The organism is Pseudomonas sp. RL (genome assembly GCF_000647775.1).
Taxonomy (GTDB): Bacteria; Pseudomonadota; Gammaproteobacteria; order Pseudomonadales; family Pseudomonadaceae; genus Serpens; species Serpens flexibilis.
The window spans coordinates 1-21755 of the sequence record NZ_JBOY01000050.1 but is presented as its reverse complement, the minus strand read 5'-3'; the positions used below and the strand labels follow the sequence as shown (position 1 = coordinate 21755).

Annotated in this window: 16 protein-coding genes; 5 read left to right on the top strand and 11 right to left on the bottom strand. The window is 67.2% G+C overall.

The features are described from left to right. Window positions 1-11: 11 nt before the first annotated feature. Entirely contained in the window at window positions 12-1517 is a 1506-nt protein-coding gene (locus tag AS93_RS0109000; RefSeq protein ID WP_027590312.1) for a 2Fe-2S iron-sulfur cluster-binding protein, read from the bottom strand. Between the two features lie 142 nt (window positions 1518-1659). Between AS93_RS0109000 and AS93_RS0108995 the strand changes: the two genes are divergently transcribed. Continuing rightward, window positions 1660-2064: a DUF1924 domain-containing protein gene (locus tag AS93_RS0108995; protein ID WP_027590311.1), complete on the top strand. Its 405-nt coding sequence runs from the start codon at window positions 1660-1662 to the stop codon at window positions 2062-2064. 9 nt (window positions 2065-2073) lie between these two features. Then, window positions 2074-2595, top strand: coding sequence for a diheme cytochrome c (locus AS93_RS0108990; RefSeq protein WP_027590310.1), 522 nt, complete (start codon window positions 2074-2076; stop codon window positions 2593-2595). Between the two features lie 9 nt (window positions 2596-2604). Here AS93_RS0108990 and zapE read toward each other — a convergent pair whose 3' ends face one another. Next, window positions 2605-3714 (bottom strand): cell division protein ZapE, encoded by a 1110-nt coding sequence (zapE, locus tag AS93_RS0108985; RefSeq protein WP_027590309.1) that lies wholly within the window; start codon window positions 3712-3714, stop codon window positions 2605-2607. Between the two features lie 144 nt (window positions 3715-3858). Here zapE and AS93_RS0108980 point away from each other — a divergent pair, with 144 nt between their 5' ends. Genes AS93_RS0108980 through glgB form a run of 3 tightly spaced genes read left to right on the top strand, consistent with a single transcriptional unit; the run spans window position 3859 to window position 11418 of the window. Next, window positions 3859-5868: an alpha-1,4-glucan--maltose-1-phosphate maltosyltransferase gene (locus tag AS93_RS0108980; protein WP_051587410.1), complete on the top strand. Its 2010-nt coding sequence runs from the start codon at window positions 3859-3861 to the stop codon at window positions 5866-5868. A 10-nt stretch (window positions 5869-5878) separates the two neighbouring features. Continuing rightward, the gene (gene treS / locus AS93_RS0108975; protein ID WP_027590307.1) at window positions 5879-9187 is read left to right on the top strand and encodes a maltose alpha-D-glucosyltransferase; all 3309 of its coding nucleotides are present in this window, start codon (window positions 5879-5881) and stop codon (window positions 9185-9187) included. Beyond that, window positions 9184-11418, top strand: a complete 2235-nt coding sequence (gene glgB / locus AS93_RS0108970) for a 1,4-alpha-glucan branching protein GlgB (RefSeq protein ID WP_027590306.1) — start codon at window positions 9184-9186, stop codon at window positions 11416-11418. The genes treS and glgB overlap by 4 nt, the downstream gene beginning before the upstream one ends. Before the next feature lie 13 nt (window positions 11419-11431). Here glgB and AS93_RS0108965 read toward each other — a convergent pair whose 3' ends face one another. The 9 genes from AS93_RS0108965 to treY form a co-directional block, all read right to left on the bottom strand. After that, window positions 11432-12391 (bottom strand): lysylphosphatidylglycerol synthase domain-containing protein, encoded by a 960-nt coding sequence (locus tag AS93_RS0108965; RefSeq protein ID WP_027590305.1) that lies wholly within the window; start codon window positions 12389-12391, stop codon window positions 11432-11434. Then, window positions 12388-13596 (bottom strand): cardiolipin synthase ClsB, encoded by a 1209-nt coding sequence (gene clsB / locus AS93_RS19035; RefSeq protein WP_051587409.1) that lies wholly within the window; start codon window positions 13594-13596, stop codon window positions 12388-12390. Before clsB ends, AS93_RS0108965 begins: the two co-directional genes overlap by 4 nt. Continuing rightward, window positions 13593-14369, bottom strand: a complete 777-nt coding sequence (locus tag AS93_RS0108955; protein WP_037008779.1) for an endonuclease/exonuclease/phosphatase family protein — start codon at window positions 14367-14369, stop codon at window positions 13593-13595. Before AS93_RS0108955 ends, clsB begins: the two co-directional genes overlap by 4 nt. Next, a complete protein-coding gene (locus AS93_RS0108950; protein WP_027590303.1) occupies window positions 14366-15280 on the bottom strand; it encodes a DUF72 domain-containing protein in 915 nt (304 codons plus the stop codon). The genes AS93_RS0108955 and AS93_RS0108950 overlap by 4 nt, the downstream gene beginning before the upstream one ends. Window positions 15281-15283: 3 nt before the next feature. Beyond that, window positions 15284-16603 carry a zinc-dependent alcohol dehydrogenase gene (locus AS93_RS0108945; RefSeq protein ID WP_027590302.1) on the bottom strand — a complete coding sequence of 440 codons (1320 nt, stop codon included), beginning with the start codon at window positions 16601-16603 and terminating at the stop codon, window positions 15284-15286. Window positions 16604-16631: 28 nt separating this feature from the next. Further along, window positions 16632-17045: a CBS domain-containing protein gene (locus AS93_RS0108940; RefSeq protein ID WP_027590301.1), complete on the bottom strand. Its 414-nt coding sequence runs from the start codon at window positions 17043-17045 to the stop codon at window positions 16632-16634. A gap of 131 nt (window positions 17046-17176) precedes the next feature. Beyond that, entirely contained in the window at window positions 17177-19315 is a 2139-nt protein-coding gene (glgX, locus tag AS93_RS0108935; RefSeq protein ID WP_027590300.1) for a glycogen debranching protein GlgX, read from the bottom strand. After that, window positions 19312-19599 (bottom strand): DUF2934 domain-containing protein, encoded by a 288-nt coding sequence (locus tag AS93_RS19030; protein WP_037008778.1) that lies wholly within the window; start codon window positions 19597-19599, stop codon window positions 19312-19314. The genes glgX and AS93_RS19030 overlap by 4 nt, the downstream gene beginning before the upstream one ends. After that, window positions 19592-21755 (bottom strand): malto-oligosyltrehalose synthase (gene treY, locus AS93_RS0108925; RefSeq protein WP_027590299.1); only part of this gene is annotated, 2164 nt, incomplete at its 5' end. The genes AS93_RS19030 and treY, both read right to left, overlap by 8 nt.

Here is a 21755-nt window from a genome sequence, read left to right as displayed (position 1 = left end):
GCCTCGCCCCCTTAGTACTCCACCTGCAGCTCGGCGCTGTTCGGCTCGGCCTGGCAGGCCAGCGTCCAGCCCTGGCGCACCTGCTGCTCGCTGAGCACCTGGTTGCTGCGCATGGTCACGCTGCCGGCCACCACCCGGCACTTGCAGGCGGCGCAGATGCCCGAGCGGCAGGCGCTCGGCGGTTGCAGGCCCGCCTGCTCCATGGCGTCCAGCAGCACCTCGCCGCTAGCGACCTTGAGCTCGTGGCGCTTGCCGTCGAGCTCCACGCGCAAGTGACTACTGTGGCCGCCTTGCGCCTTTGAACTCGCAACCGCGCCAAAGCGTTCCAGATGGATGCGCGCCTCGGCGACGCCCAGCTTTTCCAGCGCGGCGCGCGCCGTGTCCATGAAGGCCTGGGGCCCGCAGATGTAGCAGTCCGCACCGCGCCAGTCGACCAGTTGCGTGGCGATGGCCCGCGCATCCGGCAGTCCCTGGCTGGCATCGAACCAGGCATGCAGTACCAGCCGCTGCGGATAGGCCCGCTGCAGTTCCGCCAGTTCCCCGGCAAAGATCACCGAGTCGGCATCCCGGTTGGCCTGGAACAGGCACACCCGACCGCTGCCCTGCGCCAGCGCCGCGCGCAGGATCGCCATCAGCGGAGTGATGCCGCTGCCGGCGCCGAGCAGCAGTAGATCCGCGTCCAGGCTGCGCGGCACGAACTGCCCGGCCGGCGGCAGCGACTCGATGACGTCGCCCGGCTTGAGGTGATTGAGCAGCCAGGTCGAGGCCCGTCCACCAGGGACGCGCTTGACCGTAATGCGCAACTCAGCGTCGTGCGACAGCGAATAGCAGCGCAGCAGTGGCTCAGCGCACGGCACCTTCAGCGTGAGGAACTGCCCCGGCTGCGCGGCGAAGCGGGCGCGCTGCTCGGCCGGCGCCCGCAGGACGAACGAACAGGCATCGGCCGTCTCGCTGTGCCGCGCGACGACCTGCAGGCGCGTGAAGTCGCCAGCCGGCGCGGGGCTCGGCACCGGCGCCACGCCGCGCAGCATCGGCCCCACGGATTTGCGGCGAAACAGCAGGACATAGGCGATATGCAGGCCGATCAGCCACAGCCCCAGGTTGGCGAAGAACTCGTGGACCTCTTCGGGGTCGCCGAGCCAGCCGACGAAATTCAGATCGCTGGCGGCGCCAAACAGATCCGGCTGCACGCCGGGGAGGGCGGCCAGCACGTCGCCATTGTCGACCATGCCCAGGCCGATCAGGCTGGCCAGCGCGAAACTCGCCAGGGCGCCGAAGGTCAGCCAGGTGCCGACTGCGGACAGGCTCGGCGTGCGGCGCTCGGCCTTCGGCGGCAGCAGCGTCGGAAAGCCGCGCAGGCGCAGCGGTGCGATCAGCAGGCGCGCCACCAGCAGCACGAGCAGGCCGTAGCCCAGCCAGATATGCAGCAGTTCGGCATCGTCGCCGCTCAGATAGACGGCGATAAAAAATCCGGCCAGTAACCAGTGGAACAAGCGAAAGCGATTGAAGGCAGCCACGGCGGCGATCCTCTACGAATGGATTGCCCTCCTTGTAAGCCCATCACCTGAAGCGAAGCTGAATGCCCGGGCCAGAGCGGTTCAGCTTCGCTTCAGGTGGCGAGCCTAGGCTGCACACCCATCCCTTCCCGGAGAACGCACCATGAAAGCCCACTGGATTGCCCTTGCCTGTTGCCTGAGCCTGCCGGCGCTGGCTGAAACCGCACACCCGCTGCTGCCGGGCTACGCCGCCCAGGCGCGCCAGCAGGACCCGGCCTTTGCCGGCTTTTCCGCCGAACGCGGCAAGGCGTTGTATTACGCGGAGGAACAGCGCAACGGCAAGACCATGAGTTGCACCACCTGCCACACCGACGATCCTCGCCAGACCGGCAAGACGCTGGCCTATCGCAAGGTCGAACCGCTGGCACCGGTGGCCAATCCGGCGCGTTTCACCGATGCGAAGAAGGTCGAGAAGTGGTTTCGCCGCAACTGCGACGATGTCTTCGCCCGCGAATGCACCGCCCAGGAGAAGGGCGACTTCATCACCTGGATCAACAGCCTGAAGTAGGAGCGCGCCATGAATATCGCCCGCATGGCGACCGTCGCCGGAGTGACACTGACCCTGGGGCTGGTTGGCTACAGCTTCGCCGATGACGATGATGACCACGACCGGCGTTACAAGCGTCCCAAGCGCCTGGCGGTGCCGAGCGATGCCCCGCTGGTCTGGAAGGAGGAGTGCGCCGCCTGCCACATGCTCTACGTGCCGGGCCTGCTGCCGGCCGATGCCTGGCGTCAGCAGATGAGCACCCTCGACGAGCACTACGGCAGCAATGCCACGCTGGAGCCGGCGCTGGAACAGCAGATTCTCGATTTCCTGGTGCGCGCCTCGGCGGCCAACCGCCTGCCGGTGGAACCCTCAACGACCGCCGGCGAGCCGCCGCGCATCAGCCAGACGCGTTGGTTCGAGCACAAGCACGACGAGGTCAGCGAAGCCAAGTTCCGCCGCGAAGCGGTCGGCGGCCGCGCCAACTGCGTGGCCTGCCACCGCGATGCCGAACGCGGCGATTTCGATGACGATCGGGTGAAAATTCCGCGCTGAAGAAGGTGGTCAGCGCCCGAAGCGCTCCAGCTGCATTTCCCGCAACCGGCTCAAGGTGCGCCGGAACGGAAACGCCAGATAGCCTTGCTCGTACAACTGCTCAAGCGGTACGTCCGCTTCGATGTACAGCGGCACGCCCCGGTCGTAGCACTCATCCACCAGGGCGATGAAGCGCCGCACCGCGTTGTCGTTGCGGGCGAGGGCGGGCAGGGTGCGATCGCCGGCCTGCACCTGTTCGCTGGCATCCTCGGTGCCCCGGGCGATGCGCCCCTCGCGTTGCTCACCACCCAGCACGGGCACATCGCCCAGCAGGATTGCGGGGAAGCGGTCGCACAGGGCGATGTAGTCCTGGGACGCCCAGGGCGCTTCGCACAGCGCGGCGAAGGAGGCCCAGAGCGTGGTATTGCTGCGGGCAATCACCTCCAGGGGGCGGCCGTTGAGTTCCAGCGGCGCGTGCTCGGCCAACTTTCCGCCGGCCAGGGTGGAGAACAGGCCGGGCAGGACGGACGGCTGTTGTGGCTGGCGCACCCAATAGCGCTGGCAGGGCGTGCCCGGATGCAGGCGGTGATCCTGACTGCCGTCCATGCTGACCACCTGCATATGCCGCTCGATGGCCTTGATGGCCGGCAGGAAGCGCTCGCGGTTGAAACCGTCGGCGTACAGCTGCCCGGGCGGCTGGTTGGAGGTGACCACCAGCACCACGCCGTTGGCGAACAGTTTCTGCAACAGGCCTCCGAGCAGGATGGCATCGCCGATGTCGCTGACGAACAACTCGTCGAAGCACAGCACACGCACCTCGGCGGCCAGTTCGTCCGCCAGGCCCTGCAGCGGATCGGCAGTGCCGGTCAGCTGGAACAGGCGGCGGTGCACCCAACGCATGAAATGATGGAAATGCTGGCGGCGCGAGGGCAGCTGCAGGGCGTGCTGGAAGCGATCCATCAGCCAGGTCTTGCCCCGCCCCACCGGCCCCCAGAGGTACACGCCGTCGACCGCCTCTCCGGCGTGCAGGGCCCGCATACAGTCGTCGAGCAACGCCACGGCGTGCCACTGAGCCGGGTCGGCAACGAAGCCCTGATGGTCGATGGCGTGGCGGTACAGGGCAGCAAGCGGCGAGGGCATGGAACGGCATCCCGGAGAACGAAAGGGCGAAGTATACGGGCGGCAGCGGCCCGCCGGCCTGCCTGAACTTTCCCACCCATCGCGGTTCGGTAATAGAGCCCCGGGTGAGCGGGGGCCAAACCTGACGGCAAGGGAACGACACCGATGCTGGACAAGCCTTTCGCTGCATCCTGGCGCCTGAGCGGCCGGGTCGGTCTGCAGGAAGCCCTGACCTTACCGCGTATCGCCATCGAGAACGTCGAGCCGGTGGTGGAAGGTGGGCGCTTTGCCGCCAAGGCCATCGTCGGCCAGCCGGTGACCATCAGCGCGGTGATCTTCACCGACGGTCACGAACTGATGGCCGCCGAACTGCTCTGGCGGCATGCCGAGCGCTCCGACTGGCACAGCCAGCCAATGACCCTGCTGGGCAACGATCACTGGCAGGCGCGCCTGCTGCCGAGCGAGACCGGCCGCCTGGTGTTCGCCATCGAGGCCTGGTGGGACGACTACGGCACCTACTGCAGTGAACTGCAGAAGAAACACGCCGCCGGCCTGCAGCTGGACTTGGAGCTGGAGGAGGGCCGCCGCCACCTGCGCGGCGCGATCAACCGCGCCAACGGCCAGCAGGCCGAGCAGTTGCGCCAGCTCAGCGAGCTGCTGGAACAGACCGAGGAACAGGACGCCCGGGTGGCGCTGCTGCTCGATGACCAGACCCGCCAGGTGATGGCCGACACCAGCGAGCGCGCCTTCCGCCTGCGCAGCCTCGACTATCCGCTGGAAGTGGAACGCCCCCTGGCGCAGTTCGCCAGCTGGTACGAGCTGTTCCCGCGCTCGGTGACCGACGACCCTCAACGCCACGGCACGTTCCGCGATGTGATCGGGCGCCTGCCTGAAATCGTCGCCATGGGCTTCGACGTGGTGTATTTCCCGCCCATCCACCCCATCGGCCACACCCACCGCAAGGGCCGCAACAACAGCCTGACGGCGGCGCCGGACGACCCCGGCAGCCCCTACGCCATCGGCAGCGAGGAAGGCGGCCACGATGCCATTCACCCCGAGCTGGGCAGCCTGGAGGATTTCCGTGAACTGGTGGCCGTGGCGCGCTCCCTGGGCCTGGAGGTGGCTCTGGATTTCGCCATCCAGTGCTCGCCGGATCACCCCTGGCTGCGCGAACACCCCGAGTGGTTCAGCTGGCGCCCGGACGGCAGCCTGCGCTATGCGGAAAACCCGCCCAAGAAGTACGAGGACATCGTCAACGTCGACTTCTACGCCGAAGGCGCCCAGCCGGGCCTGTGGCAGGCCCTGCGCGACGTGGTGGCCTTCTGGGTTGAGCAGGGCGTGACGCTGTTCCGGGTCGACAACCCGCACACCAAGCCGCTGCCGTTCTGGGAATGGCTGATCGCCGATATCCGCGGTCGACATCCGGAGGTGATCTTCCTGTCCGAAGCCTTCACCCGCCCGGCAATGATGGCGCGCCTCGGCAAACTGGGCTTCAGCCAGAGCTACACCTACTTCACCTGGCGCAACACCAAGCGCGAGCTGGCCCAATACTTCAGCGAGCTGAACGAAACCCCGTGGCGCGACTGCTACCGGCCGAACTTCTTCGTCAACACGCCGGACATCAACCCGTTCTTCCTGCAGAGTTCGGGGCGTCCCGGTTTCCTGATCCGCGCCGCGCTGGCCACCATGGGCTCTGGGCTGTGGGGCATGTATTCCGGCTTCGAGCTGTGCGAGGGCGAGGCGATTCCCGGCAAGGAGGAATACCTGCACTCCGAGAAGTACGAGATCAAACCGCGCAACTACCGCCAGCCCGGCAACATCGTGGCCGAGATCGCCCGGCTCAACCTGATCCGCCGCAACAATCCCGCGCTGCAGAGTCACCTGGGCTTCACGCCCTACACCGTCTGGAACGACAACATCCTGTACTTCGGCAAGCGCAGCGAAGACCTTTCCAACTTCATCCTGGTGGCCATCAGCCTGGATCCGTACCACGCTCAGGAGGCGCATTTCGAGCTGCCGCTGTGGGAGTTCGGCCTGCCCGACGAGGCCAGCATGGACGGCGAGGACCTCATGAACGGCAAGCGCTGGACCTGGCACGGCAAGGTCCAGTGGATGCGCATCGAACCCTGGGTGCTGCCATTCGGTATCTGGCGCATCCGCCCCCACGGAACCTGAGGCAAGGAACATGGCGAAACGACCCCGGCCGCGCCCGGCGGCCTTCATCGACGACCCGCTCTGGTACAAGGACGCCGTCATCTACCAGGTGCACGTGAAGTCCTACCACGACGCCAACGGCGACGGCATCGGCGACTTCCAGGGCCTGATCGAACGCCTGGACTACATCGCCAGCCTGGGGGTGAACACCATCTGGCTGCTGCCGTTCTACCCCTCGCCACGCCGCGACGACGGCTACGACATTTCCGACTACCGCGCCGTGCACCCGGACTACGGCGACATGGCCACGGTGCGGCGCTTCATCGACGAGGCACACCGTCGCGGGCTGCGGGTGATCGCCGAGCTGGTCATCAACCACACCTCCGACCAGCACCCCTGGTTCCAGCGCGCCCGGCTGGCGCGCAAGGGCTCGCGCATGCGCGATTTCTACGTGTGGTCGGACACCAACCAGAAGTACCAGGGCACGCGGATCATCTTCCTGGACACGGAAACCTCCAACTGGACCTGGGACCCGGTGGCCAAGCAGTACTTCTGGCACCGTTTCTACTCTCACCAGCCGGATCTGAACTTCGACAATCCCATGGTGCTGCGTGGCGTGCTGAGCATCATGCGTTTCTGGCTGGACCTGGGCATCGACGGCCTGCGTCTGGACGCCATTCCCTACCTGATCGAGCGCGATGGCACCAACAACGAGAACCTGCCGGAAACCCACGAGGTCCTGAGGAAGATCCGCGCCGAGATCGAGGCCAACTACCCCGACCGCATGCTGTTGGCCGAGGCCAACCAGTGGCCGGAGGACACCCGCCCGTACTTCGGCGAGGGCGACGAGTGCCACATGGCCTTCCACTTCCCGCTGATGCCGCGCATGTACATGGCCATCGCCCAGGAAGACCGCTACCCGATCACCGACATCCTGCGCCAGACGCCAGAGATTCCCGAGAACTGCCAGTGGGCAATCTTCCTGCGCAACCACGATGAGCTGACCCTGGAGATGGTCACCGACCACGAGCGCGACTACCTGTGGAACGTCTACGCCGCCGACCGCCGCGCGCGCTTGAACCTGGGCATCCGCCGCCGCCTGGCACCCCTGGTGGAGCGCGACCGCCGGCGCATCGAGCTGCTGCACAGCCTGCTGTTCTCCATGCCCGGCACACCGACGCTGTACTACGGCGACGAGATCGGCATGGGCGACAACATCTACCTGGGCGACCGCGACGGCGTGCGCACGCCGATGCAATGGAGCAGCGACCGCAACGGTGGCTTCTCGCGCGCCGATCCGGCCAGCCTGGTGCTGCCGCCGATCATGGACCCGCTGTACGGCTATCAGAGCGTCAACGTGGAAGCCCAGCTGCGCGACCCGCACTCGCTCCTGAACTGGACACGGCGCATGCTGGCGGTGCGCAAGCAGCAGAAGGCCTTCGGCCGCGGCGAGATGAAGATGCTGGCGCCCAGCAACCGGCGCGTGCTCGCCTACCTACGCGAATACACCGGCGTCGATGGCAGGCACGAGATCATCCTGTGCGTGGCCAACCTGTCGCGGGCCGCCCAGGCCGCCGAGCTGGAGTTGTCCGCGTTCGATGGCAAGGTGCCGGTGGAGATGCTCGGTGGCAGCGCCTTTCCGCCGATCGGCGAACTGCCTTATCTCCTCACCTTGCCGCCCTACGGCTTCTACTGGTTCCTGCTCGCCGAGGCCACGCAGATGCCCGCCTGGCACCAGCCGGCGCTGGAACGCATGCCGGAGCTGATGACCCTGGTGATCAAGCGCGACCTGCAGGAGCTGCTCGAACCGCCGCTGCGCGAAACCCTGGAAAACGACATCCTGCCCACCTACCTGGCCAAACGGCGCTGGTTCGGCGGCAACCCGCAAGGCCGCCTGCACCTGCTCTACCTGCAGCCGCTGACCAGCGAAGCCTATGCGCTGTGCGAGCTGGAGGTGCTGGGCAACGACGGCCCCGCGCACTACCAGCTGCCGCTGGCCTTCCTCGGCGACGGGCAGGCGGGCACCAGCCTGGCCCAGCGCCTGGCCCTGGGACGCCTGCGCCGGCGCCAGCGGGTTGGCCTGCTCACCGACGCCGTGAGCCTGCCTGGCTTCACCCACGACGTGCTGCAGGCCCTGCGTGCGCAACGCGAGATGAACTGGCGCCACACCCGGCTGATCTTCCACGGCACTGCGAAGCTCGCGGAGCTGGAGGTCATTGAGGATGAACCCATCGAACCGATGACGGCCGAGCAGTCCAACAGCTCGGTGCTGATCGGCGAACGCATGGTCCTCAAGGTGATCCGCCGTATCCGTCCCGGCATCCATCCGGAGGCCGAAATGGGCGGCTACCTGACCGAGCAGGGCTTTCCGCACATCGCGCCGCTGCTGGGCGAGGTGCGGCGCATGGATTCCGAAGGCACTCCGCACACCCTGATGCTGCTGCAGGGCTACCTGGACAGCCAGGGCGACGCCTGGAACTGGACGCAGAACAACCTGGAGCGCGCCATCCGTGACGAACTGGCCGGGGGCCTGTCCAGCCAGGAAAATCAGTTCGGCGCGCTGGAGGAGCTGACCGCCTTCGCCCATATGCTGGGTCGGCGCCTGGGCGAGATGCACCGGGTACTGGCGCGCCCCTCGAACAATCCCGCGTTCGGTGCCCGCGCTGCCGACAGCGCCCTCTGCAACACCTGGGCGGCGGACATCGCCGAGCAACTGCGCGAGGCGCTGCGCGTGCTGGACAGCCAGCGCGGGCAACTACCGGCCGAGGTGCGCACCGAGGCCGCCTGGCTGAGCGAGCAGGGCGACGCGCTGGAGGCCCTGGTGAAGCGCCTGGCCCGCCAGGTGGCGGGAGGCCTGGTGATGCGCGTGCACGGCGACCTGCACCTGGGGCAGGTGCTGGTGGTCGGCGGCGACGCCTACCTGATCGACTTCGAGGGCGAGCCGGAGCGCAGCCTGGAGGAGCGCCGTGCCAAGCACAGTCCCTACAAGGACGTCACCGGCGTGCTGCGCTCCTTCGATTACGCGGCCGCGCTGGCCATGCGCAACGCCCAGGGCAGCGACAGCTCCGAGGAAGCGGCCCGGGCCCGGCGCGCCATTGCCGACAGCTACCTGCAACAGTCACGCACGGCCTTCCTCGCCGCCTATCGGCGAGCGGCCGCCGAACTGGCGCACACCTGGAAGGAAGCGGGCGGCGAAGAGGCGGCCCTGGCCTTGTTCGGCATCGAAAAAGCCGCCTATGAACTGCGCTATGAGGCGCGTTACCGGCCAGACTGGCTGGAAGTCCCGCTGCACGGATTGGTCGATCTGTGCAGCCCGCTGCTGGAGAAATCGCACCCATGAACGACCTGGCCCCCGCCGTGCAGCGAGCCACCGAACGTGCCGCCATCGAGGCCCTGGAGCAGGGCGAGCACGGCAATCCGTTTGCCTTTCTGGGCCCGCACCGCGACGGCGACGGTGCCTTCATCCGCGCCTGGCTGCCCGGCGCGCAGCGTGTCGAGCTGCTGGCGGCATCCCGGGGCGCCCCCACGGGCGACGGGCCGCCGGACGGCGAGTTGCTGGGCGAGATGGCACAACCCCACCCCGGGTTGTTCTGTCTGCGCATCGAACCGCCCCGCGATTACCGCTACCGCATCCATTGGCCAGACAGCGTGCAGGAAACCGAGGACCCCTACGCCTTCGGCCCGCTGCTGGGCGATCTGGACATCTACCTGTTCAGCGAGGGCAATCACCGTCAGTTGGGCGAGGTGTTCGGCGCCCAGCTGGCGCGGCACGAGGAGGTGGACGGCGTGCGCTTCGCCGTCTGGGCGCCCAATGCGCGGCGGGTGTCGGTGGTCGGCAACTTCAATGCCTGGGACGGGCGTCGCCATCCGATGCGCCTGCGCCACCCCTCTGGCGTGTGGGAGCTGTTCATTCCCCGCCTCGGCGTCGGAGAGATCTACAAGTACGAGATCCTCGGCCAGGAGGGCCTGCTGCCGCTCAAGGCCGACCCTCTGGCGCGCACCAGCGAGCCGCCGCCGGCCACCGGTTCGGTGGTGGCCGCGCCGCTGGATTATTCCTGGAACGATGCCGAATGGGTGGAACAACGACCGCAGCGCCAGGCCCATGACCAGCCACTGGCCATCTATGAAGTGCACGTCGGCTCCTGGCGGCGCCACGGCGAACGGGACGGTCGGCAACTGAGCTGGGCGGAACTGAGCGAACAGCTGATCCCCTATGTGCTGGACCTGGGCTTCAGCCATATCGAGCTGTTGCCGATCATGGAGCACCCGTTCGGCGGCTCCTGGGGCTATCAGCCGCTGGGCCTGTTCGCCCCCACCGCCCGCCACGGCAGTCCGCAGGATTTCGCCGCCTTCGTGGACGCCTGCCACCGCGCGGGGTTGGGGGTGATCCTCGACTGGGTGCCGGCGCATTTCCCCACCGACCCCCATGGCCTGGGCCGGTTCGACGGCACCGCGCTGTACGAATACGCCCACCCATTCGAGGGCTTTCACCGCGACTGGGACACCTACATCTACAACCTCGGACGCACCGAGGTGCACGGTTTCATGCTCGCCTCGGCCCTCCACTGGCTGCGCACTTTCCATATCGACGGGCTGCGCGTGGACGCCGTGGCCTCGATGCTCTACCGGGACTATTCCCGAGAGCCCGGCGAATGGATTCCCAACCGCCACGGCGGCCGCGAAAACCTGGAGGCCATCGACTTCCTCTGCCACCTCAACGACGTGGTGAACCTGGAGGTACCCGGCGCGCTGGTGATCGCCGAGGAGTCCACTGCCTGGCCCGGGGTCAGCCGGCCGACCCGCGAAGGCGGGCTGGGCTTTGCCTACAAGTGGAACATGGGCTGGATGCACGACAGCCTGCGCTACATCGCCGAAGACCCCATCCATCGTGGACATCACCACGACGAACTGACCTTCGGACTGCTCTACGCCTTTTCCGAACAGTTCATCCTGCCCATCTCCCACGACGAGGTGGTGCACGGCAAGCGCTCGCTGCTGGACAAGATGCCCGGCGACCGCTGGCAGCAATTCGCCAATCTGCGGCTGTTCTTCAGCTTCATGTGGACGCACCCGGGCAAGAAGCTGCTGTTCATGGGCTGCGAGTTCGGCCAGTGGCGCGAGTGGGACCATGATCAGGAACTGGACTGGTACCTGTTGCGCTACGGCGACCATGTCGGCGTGCAGAGCCTGGTGCGCACCCTCAACCAGCTGCATCGCGAAGAGCCGGCGCTGCACCGTCTGGACGGCAATAGCGCAGGTTTTCGCTGGGTGATTGGCGACGATCACAGCAACAGCGTCTACGCCTGGCTGCGCCACGACCGGGACGGCGCGACCCTGCTGGTGGTGCACAACTTCACCCCGGTGCCGCGCAACGCCTACCGCATCGGCGTGCCGCTACCCGGCCGCTGGACAGTGCTGCTCAACAGCGACGACGAGCTGTACGCTGGCTCTGGCGCCGGCAGCCGGGGCGAACTGCAGAGCGAGGAGCAGGCCAGCCATGGCGAAGCCCATTCGCTGATCCTCGACCTGCCGCCGCTGGGCAGCCTGGTTCTCAAGCCGGCTGAGAACTAGCGCCGTTTCGGCGTCAGCGCGATGCCTGGAATCGTGCGCCCGCCCGGCGCTCCAGCAGCAGATAGAGCGCGCAGGCCACCAGCAGGGGCAGCAGGAAGTACAGCGCCCGGTAGCCGATCAGCGCAGCCAGCAGGGCGCTGGCCGGCATCTGGTGCTGCAGCATGGCGAGAAAGATGGCTTCCAGTACGCCCAGTCCGGCGGGGATGTGGGTGACTACGCCGGCGATGGCACTGATCAGCAGAATGCCCAGCACCGTGGCAAAGCCGGCGCGCTCGGGCAGCAGCAGGGTGATGAGCAACGCCATCAGGCACCAGTTCAGGGCGCCCATGCTGGCCTGCAGCAGGGCGAAGCGCAGCGAGGGCAGGGTAATGCGGTGGGCGCGCCAATGCCAGGTGCGATGGGTGGCGAAGCGGCAGGCCAACAGGTAGGCGACGCCGGCCAGCAGCAGCAGTACGCCGACAATACGTAACCCCTCGCTACCCAGACGCCAGTGCTCCGGCAATTCCAGCAGCCCCAGCGCGAAGACCAGGCCGGCCATCAGTATGTAACCCAGCCAGTTGGTGATGATGCTGGTGCTGAGAATCCGCGTGATGGTGGACAGGTCCAGGCCCAGGCGGGAGTACAGGCGGTAGCGCATGGCCACACTGCCGACCCAGGACCCCAGGTTCAGGTTGAAGGCGTAGCAGACGAACGCCACCCGCAGCACCTGCCGCGTGGGCAACTGGTGCCCGGTGTAGGTACGCCCGAGCAGATCGAATGCGCTGAACAGCAGATGGCTGACCAGTACCAGCGCCACGCCCAGGACCAGCGTTGCCAGGCTGAAGCCGCGCAACGCCTGCCAGACTTCACGCCAGTCCACATGGCGAATCAGGTTGAACAGCAGCACGGCCAGCAGGCTGACCAGCGCCAGGGTAACCAGCCGCCGCAACAGGCGCCGGCCGCGCGGCACGCTGCGCACTGTCTCGTTGTTCATGACTTGCCGGACCCGCAAGCGACCGTGTCCGGCGATTCCGCTGCGGCGGTGGTCAGCCTGGGACGGTGGGCCGGGAACCAGCCCAGCACGGCGGGGAAGTGCCGGGCGGCGTGGAAACCCAGAAACATCAGCGGCGCGCGCCACCAGTAGCCACGCCGCAGCACCTGGCGAGTGACCGGCTTGCAGCGGGTCTCAGCCAGCTCGCTGAGGTGGGCGAACAACCGCTGGTTGAAGGTTGGATCGCGGATGAACAGGTTGGCCTCCAGGTTCAGGGACAGGCTCAGCGGATCGAGATTGCTGGAGCCCACCGTGCTCCATTCCCGGTCGGCCAGGGCCACCTTGCCATGCAGCGGCTTCTCGCAGTACTCGTAGATCTGCACGCCGTCGCGCAGCAGATAGTCATACAGCAGGCGCCCCAATACCCACACCCAGCGCATGTCCGGTTGTCCCTGCAGGATCAACGACACCTGCACGCCGCGCTGGGCGGCGTTGCGCAGCTCGCGCAGCAGCCGGTAGCCGGGGAAGAAGTAGGCATTGGCCACCAGCAGTCGCTCGCGGGCGTTGCGGATCGCCGCCATGTACTGGTCCTCGATGTCGTCCTGGTGGGCGTCGTTGTCGCGGATCGCCAGCAGCATGGCACTGCGCCCCTGGCTGCCGGGGCTGGGACGCAGCCCGGCCCCCGGGGTATCGACGCCACACTGGGCCAGCAACTCCACGGCGGCGCGGTGGATGTCGGCCACCACCGGGCCGCGCACCTCGACGGCGTAATCCTGCTTGGCCATGGGACCGAACTCCTGCAGGTGATCCAGGCAGAAGTTGATGCCCCCCACATAGGCGACCTCGCCATCGACCACCACGATCTTGCGGTGCAGCCGGCGGAACAGGTTGGTGCGCATACCGAACATCTTCGGGCGCGGGTCGAAGAGGTGCACGCGCACGCCGACGCGGGTCAGGGCTTCGATGTAGGCCTTGCCCAGGTCGGCGGTGCCGTAGCCGTCGGCGGTCACCTCGATGCGCACGCCGCGCTCGGCCGCTTCGATCAGCGCCTGTTGCAGCGCCTGGCCGACCGGGTCCTCGAAGATGATGAAGGTTTCCACCAGCACCTCGTGGCGCGCCGCGCGGATCGCCTCGAATACCCGAGGAAAGTAGTCCTCGCCATTGATCAGCAGCTCCACCTGGTTCTGCCCATGCCAGACCCCGGTCATAGATGCACCTCCACAGACAGCGGCGCATGGTCGGACAGATGCGACCAGGGGCGACGGGTCAGCGCCCGTGCCTCATGCCCGCTGGCATTGCGCAGATAGACCCGATCCAGCGGCAACAACGGCCAGCGCGCTGGAAAGCTCTTCGCTGGCGCGCCGTAGGCGCGGGTGAACACCTCGTGCAGGCCGCACTCGGCCAGCAGCGGATCGGCCGTGCGGCGCCAGTCATTGAAATCCCCGGCGACGATCACCGCCGCGTCGCCGGGCAGCTCCGCCAGCAGGCCGCACAGCAGACGCAACTGGCGACGGCGGTGACTCTCCCGCAAGCCCAGGTGCACGCAGATGGCATGCACCTCGCGGTCACCGGGCACGTCCAACTCGGCATGCAGCAGGCCGCGCACTTCATGATCGCCGATGGACACGTCATGGTTGTGGAACGCCAGGATCGGAAACTTGGAGAGCAGGGCGTTGCCGTGGTCGCCATCCGGATACACCGCGTTGCGCCCGTAGGCGAACTCCGGCCACATGCTGTCGGCCAGGAATTCGTACTGCGGCGTCGGTGGCCACTCCTTCCAGCGCAACGGATGACGGTGATGGGTGCCATGCACTTCCTGCAGGAACACCAGCTCGGTGGACAGGGTGCGCACCGCATCGCGCAGCTCCGGCAGGATGAAGCGCCGGTTGAACACATTGAAGCCCTTGTGGGTATTGACGGTCAGCAGCCGCAGCCGGTGCACCGCCGGCCGCTGGCTGTGGCGCAGCGATTCGGGACTCATGACCGCGCCTCCAACTGGCCCGGCGCGTACTCCAGTCGATCCGCCAGCCCCAGCCGTTCCAGCAGGGCGCGTGCGTCATAGGGCGCGCGGACCTTGATGTCGTTGTCGAAGTAGCAGTAGGCATCCCGGGGCTGGCGCTCGACCGCACGGTGCGGATCAATCAGGTGGGCGTCCTCGGGCTGGTCGCCGTGGGTCCACAAGCGAATGCGCGCGGCCCAGCGGTCCAGCGCCTCGTCGCTGTAGCCGCTGGCATAGAGCTCTTCGTCGCCATGCAGCCGCAAGTAGAGGAAGTCGCTGGTCACATCTTCCTGATAGGGCCATTTGCCGGCGGTGTCGGCCACCACCAGGGCGACCCGGTAGCGGCTCAGCAGCTCCACGAAGGCCGGCACCACGAAACTGCGGTGGCGGATTTCCACGGCGTGGCGCAGCGGACCCTCGCGGGTGAACTCCAGCGAACCTTTGCGGCGCAGCGTGCTGTCGCACTTCATGGCACAGGCGCGCGCGGCCTCGGCATCCTGAGGCAGCAGATCGAGGAAGTGCTCGAACTGCCCGGCATCAAAGCGAAAGCTGGGGGGAAACTGCCAGAGCATGGGCCCCAGCTTGTCTTCCAGGCGCAGCACCCCCGACGCGAAGAAGTTGGCCACCGGGGTTTCCACGTCGCGCAGGCGTCGCACATGGGTAATGAAGCGCGGTGCCTTGACACTGAACACGAAGCCCTCGGGCGTGTCGGCGTACCAGCCGGCGTAGCGCTCGGGCGTCTGCAGGGCATAGAAGGAACCGTTGATCTCGATGCTGCCCACTGTGCGCGAGGCATAGTGCAGCTCGTTCTTTTGCGCCAGACCTTCGGGATAGAAGTCGCCCCGCCAGGGCGCGTAGCGCCAGCCGGAAATGCCGATGCGTATCTCGCTCATCGCTCAGGAGCGCTTGGGCGCCGTCATCGCCGGGGGATCGCTGGCCGGGAAGGAGTCCTCGATGGCGTCATCCAGCAGCGCCTCACCGTGTACCTGCTCCTCATCGCCCGTGCGTGCCTGCTGCCGCTGGGGATGCAGCTCCACCTTCACCCAGCCGCTTTCCCGCCGGTCGAATGCCTGGAAGGCAGCAATGGCATCGCCCATGGGTTTGACCTGGGTGAGGATCTGCACCGGATCGATCGCTCCGGACAGCACCAGCTCGATGAGTTTCGGGATGTAGCGCCGGTGCGGGCAGTTTCCCATCTTGATGGTGAGGTTCTTCATCATCGCCATGCCGATGGGGAAGCTGCGTGCCTGCTCCGGATACACACCGATGATGGACAAGGTGCCGGCCTTGGCCAGGCCTTCCACGGCCCACTGCAGCACTTGGCTGGGCGCGTCGCCGGGATGCCAGTTGTCACCGTCAGGGTGGGTGTGCGGCGCCACGCTGGCGACTTCCTCCCGGAAGTGGCCGGTCTCCCCGTGCCGTGCGGCCTGATGGGGCTGCTCGGCATCCACGCCCACCGCGTCGATGGCGCGGTCCACGCCGATGCCGGCCGTCAGCCGGCGCAGGGTGGCGACCGGGTCTTCCTTGTCGAAGTTGATCACCTCCGCACCCTGCTGGCGGGCCATGTGCAAACGGTCTTCCAGGTGATCGATGGCAAAGACCTGCCCGGCGCCCAGGAGCAGGGCGCTGGCAATGGCGAACTGGCCCACCGGGCCACAGCCGAACACCGCCACGGTGTCCCCCGGTTTGATTTCCGCCAGTTCGGCGCCGAAATAGCCGGTGGGAAAGATGTCCGACAGCAGGATCGCCTGGTCGTCGCTGATCTTGCTGGGCAGCTTCACCAGCCCCACGTGGGCGAACGGCACGCGCACCTTTTCGGCCTGCATGCCATGGAACGGACCGGTGCTCTTCGGCCCTCCGAAGAAAGCGGTGCCGGCCTGCGGACCGTTGGGGTTGGCCACATCGCACTGGGAGTAGTAGCCGGCACGGCAGTACACGCAGTTGCCACAGGCGATGGTCGAGCCGATCACCACCCGGTCGCCGATTTGCAGGTTGCGCACGTCAGCGCCCAGCGCCTCGACGATGCCCACGCCTTCGTGGCCGAGAATGGTGCCCGGCACCATGCCGGTCATGGTGCCCCGCACCATGTGCAGGTCGGTGCCGCAGATCGCCGACGCCGTGATCCGCACGATGGCATCGGTGGGTGCCTGCAGCGTCGGTTCCGCTACCTCTTCCAGGCGGATGTCGCCCACGTCATGGAATACCACGGCCTTCATGATCAGTCTCCCGGCCCGGCAGGGCGCCTCAGTGCGCCTTGGCAACGCCGCGCAGCACCGTGTCGCTGGCGCGCTGGCTGTGGATGCTGGCGATGTTGCCCAGGGACACCACGCCGATCAGCCGCTTCTCGCGGTTGAGCACCGGCAGGCGGCGCACCTGGATATCGGCCATGTTCTGGGCCACGTGCTGGACGTCCTCGTCCTCGAAGCAGTAGCGGATGCCACTGCTCATCACCTGGCGCACCGGCGTGTCGGGCGACAGGCCCTGGGCCACCGCGCGGATGGCGATGTCGCGATCGGTCAGCATGCCGACCAGTCGGTCGCCTTCATGCACCAGCAGGGCGCCGCAGTCGATGCGCTGCATCAGGCTGGCCGCCTCCTGGATGCTTTGTTCGGGAAGGATGGTCTGCACGTCGCGGGTCATGACTTCGGAAATCTTCATGACGAGGTCCTCCGGATTGCTGGAATGCGAGCCTGGCGGATGTTTGTCCGCCCCCTCTAGCGTCCGACTAGGGCGACGCAGGACGGTTCAGAACATCGGGGGCCGCCTGTCCAGTGGCATCTGCACGCCGCTTACCTCGCTTCGCGCTGCAGCTCCAGCAGCAGCAGCGAGCGGCCAGTCACCAGGAATTCGCTGTGAAAGGCATGCGATTCCCCGCCCCGCAGCTCGGGCCGATTGGTGTCCAGCAGGCAGTTCCAGCCGGCGCCCTGGGCCACCTCGGGCAACCGGAAGTTCACCGCGTCGTCATGGGCATTGACGATCACCAGCAGGGTCACATCGGCGCCCTTGCGGCGAATGCCGGTGGGTTGTGCGCGTCCATCCAGCAGCATGCCCATGCAGCGGGCGTTCGCATCGTGCCAGTTTTCCTGGCCCATCTCGCTGCCGTCGGGCACCAGCCAGGCCACGTCCTTGACGCCCAGTTCCTCGTTGTAATTGCCCACCAGGAAACGCCCGCGGCGCAGGATGGGGTAGCTGCGGCGCAAGGCGATCAAACGACGGGTGAAGGCCAGCAGTTGCTGGCCTTCCTCGTCCAGCTCCCAGTTGATCCAGGACAGCTCGTTGTCCTGGCAATAGACGTTGTTGTTGCCCTGCTGGGTGCGGCCGAACTCGTCACCGGCTACCAGCATCGGCGTACCTTGCGAGAGGAAGAGGGTAGCCAGCATGTTGCGCATCTGGCGCAGGCGCAGGGTGCGGATATCCGGATCGTCCGTGGGGCCTTCGCAACCATGGTTCCAGGAGTAGTTGTTGTCGGTGCCGTCGCGATTGCCCTCGTCGTTGGCCTCGTTGTGCTTGTGGTCGTAGCTGACCAGATCGCGCAGGGTAAAGCCGTCGTGGGCAGTGACGAAATTGACCGAGGCGTAGGGGCGGCGACCGCGCTGGTCGAACAGGTCGCCCGAGCCGGTCATCCGGCAGGCCAGCTCGGCGAGCATGCCGTCATCGCCGCGCCAGAACGCCCGCACGCAGTCGCGGAACTTGTCGTTCCACTCCACCCAGCCGGGTGGAAAACCGCCGACCTGGTAGCCCCCGGGACCGCAGTCCCAGGGCTCGGCGATCAGCTTGACCTTGCTCAGCGCCGGGTCCTGGCGGCAGGCCACCAGGAAGCCGTGGCGCTCGTCGAAGCCGTGTGCATGGCGGCCGAGGATGGTCGCCAGGTCGAAGCGGAATCCGTCCACGCGCATGTCGGTAGCCCAGTAGCGCAGCGAGTCGGTGACCATCTGCAGCACGCAGGGATGGCTGAGGTCGAGGGTATTGCCGGTGCCGGTGTCGTTGACGTAGAAGCGCCGGTTGTCGGGCATCAGCCGGTAGTAGGTGGCGTTGTCGATGCCACGCATGCTCAGCGTCGGGCCCAGCTCGTTGCCTTCGGCGGTGTGGTTGTAGACCACGTCGAGAATCAGCTCCAGGCCGGCATCATGCAGGCGCGCGACCATCTCCTTGAACTCGTTGACCTTACCGCTGGCCAGGTAGGCCGGGTGCGGGGCGAAGAAGGCGATGCTGTTGTAGCCCCAGTAGTTGTTGAGGTCCTTGTCCAGCAGGTGCTGATCGTTGACGAAGGCGTGCACCGGGAGCAGTTCCAGGCTGGTAATGCCGAGGGAGCGAATATGGCGCAGCAGCTCCGGGTTGGTCAGTCCGGCAAAGGTGCCGCGCCGCTCCTCGGGCACCGCCGGGTGGCGCATGCTCAGCCCGCGCAGGTGGGCTTCGTAGATCACGGTGCTGTCCCAGGGCACACGCACCGTCTGCTGGTCGCCCCAAGTGAAGGCCGGGTCGAGGATCTTGCACTTGGGCACGAAGGGTGCGCTGTCGCGGGTGTCGAAACTGAGGTCGCCGTCCGGCGAGCCGATGGTGTAGCCGAACAGCGACTCCGACCATTGCAGTCGACCGACCAACTGCTTGGCGTAGGGGTCGATCAGCAGCTTGTGGGGGTTGAAGCGATGGCCGGCCTCTGGTTCGTAGGGCCCATGCACCCGGTAGCCATAGATCTGCCCCGGGTGAGCGTCGGGCAGGTAGCCATGCCAGATTTCATTGGTGTATTCGGGCAGCTCGATGCGTTCCAGCTCGCGCCGGCCGGAATCATCGAACAGGCACAGTTCCACCTTGGTGGCATGGGCGGAAAACAGGGCGAAATTGACGCCAAGACCATCCCAGGTGGCACCGAGCGGGAACGGGTGCCCTTCGGTGACCCGGGAGTGTTGACGGGGTCTGCGACTGGTCATGGTGAGCCCTCCTTGGTCTGGTCGTCAGCGCGGTTGTTCATTCTTCCGCCGGCTACTGCTGGCGCCGCGCCGGGGGCCGCCGGCGGCGTTTCGACCGTCTCGGCCGCTGCCGCGCGGGGCCGGCTGCGGGAGACCCGCGCCTTGGGGGTAGGGGTTTCCACACGCACGGTCTCGCTGGCCAGCCGGCTGGCCAGTGTCCAGTGGCGGTCCTGTTCTCCATCGGGACGCCCCTCGGCCTCCCAGATCTGGTAGGCCAGCTCTCGTATGCGCTGTTCGTCACTCATGGTTGCTCTCCTGAACATGCAGCACCTCGACCGGAAACCCTCCGAGCACATCGCTCAGGGCCAGGCGACCCTGCTCGGGCGCCAGCATCCGACCTGCAAACAGGCCGGACAGGGTGGTCGCGGTCAGTGCCTTCGGCAGTTCGACGGCGGTGTCGCACCAGCGTTCCCCTGGCACCAGAGGAATGGTCTGGCCGTTCAGCAGGTCGGCGGCCAGGCGCGGCACCACCACCACCAGCCAGTCCTGGCCGTGGCGGCGCGCGAAGGCCAGCGCCCGGTCGGCGTGGGTGCCGACCAGCGACAGCGGCTGGTAGTCGCCGGCGTGGAACAGCTCAGGCAGGCGGGCGCGCAGAGCCAGGACCCGTGCAATCAGTTGCTGCTTGACGTGCCCATCCGGCCAGCGGGCCAGCAGTTCGGACAGGCCGGCCGCCTGGGCGAGGGCGGCCTGGCGCGCATCGAAGTCCACCGGTTGGCGGTTGTCCGGATCCACCAGACTGAAGTCCCAGAACTCGCAACCCTGGTAAAGATCGGGGACGCCCGGGGCGGTCAGCTTCAACAGGCATTGCGCCAGTCCGTTCAGCGCGCCGGTCGGCGCCAGGGAGCGAGCGGCCACGGCGATACGCTCACGCAGTTCGGCGCCCGCCGGAGCTTCCAGCAACTGGCGCAGGAAATGCCGACTGGCCTCTTCGTAAGGCGCGTTGGGCGCACTCCAGCTGCTGCTCAGCTTGGCTTCGCGCACGGCCTTCTCCTGCCAGCGCAATAGCCGTTCCAGATACGCCTGTCGGCCCTCTTCGTCGTCCGTCTCCAGCGCCAGCGGCCAGCTGGCCAGCAACGTCTGGTAGAGCATCAGCTCGTCGCCGGGGGAGGGCGCCGGCACACCGTTGAGTTCGGCACGCAGCGGCTCGGCCAGGCGCAGCCAGACATTGACCTCGTCGATGAACCAGGCGGCGCGTTCGCTGAGCACCGCCAGACGCGCGCGAGTGTCCTCGCCGCGCTTGTGGTCGTGGGTGGCAGTGGCCAGCAGGTTGTCCGGAAAGCGTGCGGCGCGTTCGCGGCAGGCATCGTGGAACGCCTGTGGCGGCGCGCAGAAATGCTGCGGATCAAAGCCGACGTCGTTGCGTGACAGCAGGCGCGCCGATCGGTAGCAGGCGGTGTCTTCCACGGCCTTGGCCGCCGCCGGCGCGGTGAGTTGCTGGAAACGGGTGAGCATCTTGCGCCGCAGCTTGCGCACCGGGCCACGCGGCAGCTCACGCAGCGGTTGGCCGCCCAGCCAGCGATCGAGGTGATCCAGCAGCGGCCAGTCGGCTTCCGGCAGGCTCCGGCGCGCGCCATGCAGGGCCATGCTGAAGAACCGCCTGTCCTCGGCGGAGCGGCCACAGACCGTGACATAGGTGCGGTACACCGGAAAATGCATGATCAGCGCCGTCAGCGCGCGGCGCAGCGAACCCAGCGTCAGGTCGCGGGTGGCCAGGTCCTGGCGGGCGATGAGCAGCAGGCCCTGGGCCACGGTTTCCAGGTCGCCGGCCAGGGAACCCTGCAGCATCAGTTGACGGGCCTGGACCACCTCGGCGGCGAAGTCCAGGTCGCGGCCGCTGGCGTCGCGCCAGAAGCTGGTCAGCGGCACCTCGCCGGCCGGGTCATGCTGCAGCAGCGACAGCTGGTTCATGAACTCGTAGCCGGTGGTGCCGTCCACGCCCCAGTCGCCCGGCAGCGATTCCCCGGCCCCCAGGATCTTCTCCACGTAAATGGGCAGGTGGTGCCCCGGCCGCAGGCGGTCGACGCGCCGGCGCAACCGACGGCAGTAGGCGCGGGGATTGGCCAGGCCGTCCACATGGTCGATGCGCAGGCCATCGATCAGGCCTTCCTCGATCAGCGCGAACAGCGTGCGATGGGTGGCCTCGAAGACCTCGGCGCGTTCGACCCGCAGACCGCCCAGCTCGTTGATGTCGAAGAAGCGCCGCCAGTTGATGTCGTCCGCCGCAGTGCGCCAGCTGGCCAGGCGGTAATGCTGGCACTCCAGCAGCGCATGCAGGCGCTGGAAGCCTTCCTCGCCATCCACGCGGTACGCGTCGATGCCCCGCTGTAACGCCGTGCGCACCTCAGGCTCCCGGCACAGCTGGCACAGTTCCCTGCGCAGCCCGAGGGCGCGGTGCCGGCCC

What these genes read in the sequence shown, in the direction of transcription:
- treS (WP_027590307.1), top strand. Translation starts at nt 5,879, where the DNA reads ATGGCGAAACGACCCCGGCCGCGCCCGGCGGCCTTCATCGACGACCCG.
- AS93_RS0108950 (WP_027590303.1), bottom strand. Translation starts at nt 15,280, where the DNA reads ATGAGCGAGATACGCATCGGCATTTCCGGCTGGCGCTACGCGCCCTGG.
- AS93_RS0108940 (WP_027590301.1), bottom strand. Translation starts at nt 17,045, where the DNA reads ATGAAGATTTCCGAAGTCATGACCCGCGACGTGCAGACCATCCTTCCC.
- AS93_RS0108965 (WP_027590305.1), bottom strand. Translation starts at nt 12,391, where the DNA reads ATGAACAACGAGACAGTGCGCAGCGTGCCGCGCGGCCGGCGCCTGTTG.
- glgX (WP_027590300.1), bottom strand. Translation starts at nt 19,315, where the DNA reads ATGACCAGTCGCAGACCCCGTCAACACTCCCGGGTCACCGAAGGGCAC.
- AS93_RS19030 (WP_037008778.1), bottom strand. Translation starts at nt 19,599, where the DNA reads ATGAGTGACGAACAGCGCATACGAGAGCTGGCCTACCAGATCTGGGAG.
- zapE (WP_027590309.1), bottom strand. Translation starts at nt 3,714, where the DNA reads ATGCCCTCGCCGCTTGCTGCCCTGTACCGCCACGCCATCGACCATCAG.
- AS93_RS0108990 (WP_027590310.1), top strand. Translation starts at nt 2,074, where the DNA reads ATGAATATCGCCCGCATGGCGACCGTCGCCGGAGTGACACTGACCCTG.
- glgB (WP_027590306.1), top strand. Translation starts at nt 9,184, where the DNA reads ATGAACGACCTGGCCCCCGCCGTGCAGCGAGCCACCGAACGTGCCGCC.
- clsB (WP_051587409.1), bottom strand. Translation starts at nt 13,596, where the DNA reads ATGACCGGGGTCTGGCATGGGCAGAACCAGGTGGAGCTGCTGATCAAT.
- AS93_RS0108945 (WP_027590302.1), bottom strand. Translation starts at nt 16,603, where the DNA reads ATGAAGGCCGTGGTATTCCATGACGTGGGCGACATCCGCCTGGAAGAG.
- AS93_RS0108995 (WP_027590311.1), top strand. Translation starts at nt 1,660, where the DNA reads ATGAAAGCCCACTGGATTGCCCTTGCCTGTTGCCTGAGCCTGCCGGCG.
- AS93_RS0108955 (WP_037008779.1), bottom strand. Translation starts at nt 14,369, where the DNA reads ATGAGTCCCGAATCGCTGCGCCACAGCCAGCGGCCGGCGGTGCACCGG.
- AS93_RS0108980 (WP_051587410.1), top strand. Translation starts at nt 3,859, where the DNA reads ATGCTGGACAAGCCTTTCGCTGCATCCTGGCGCCTGAGCGGCCGGGTC.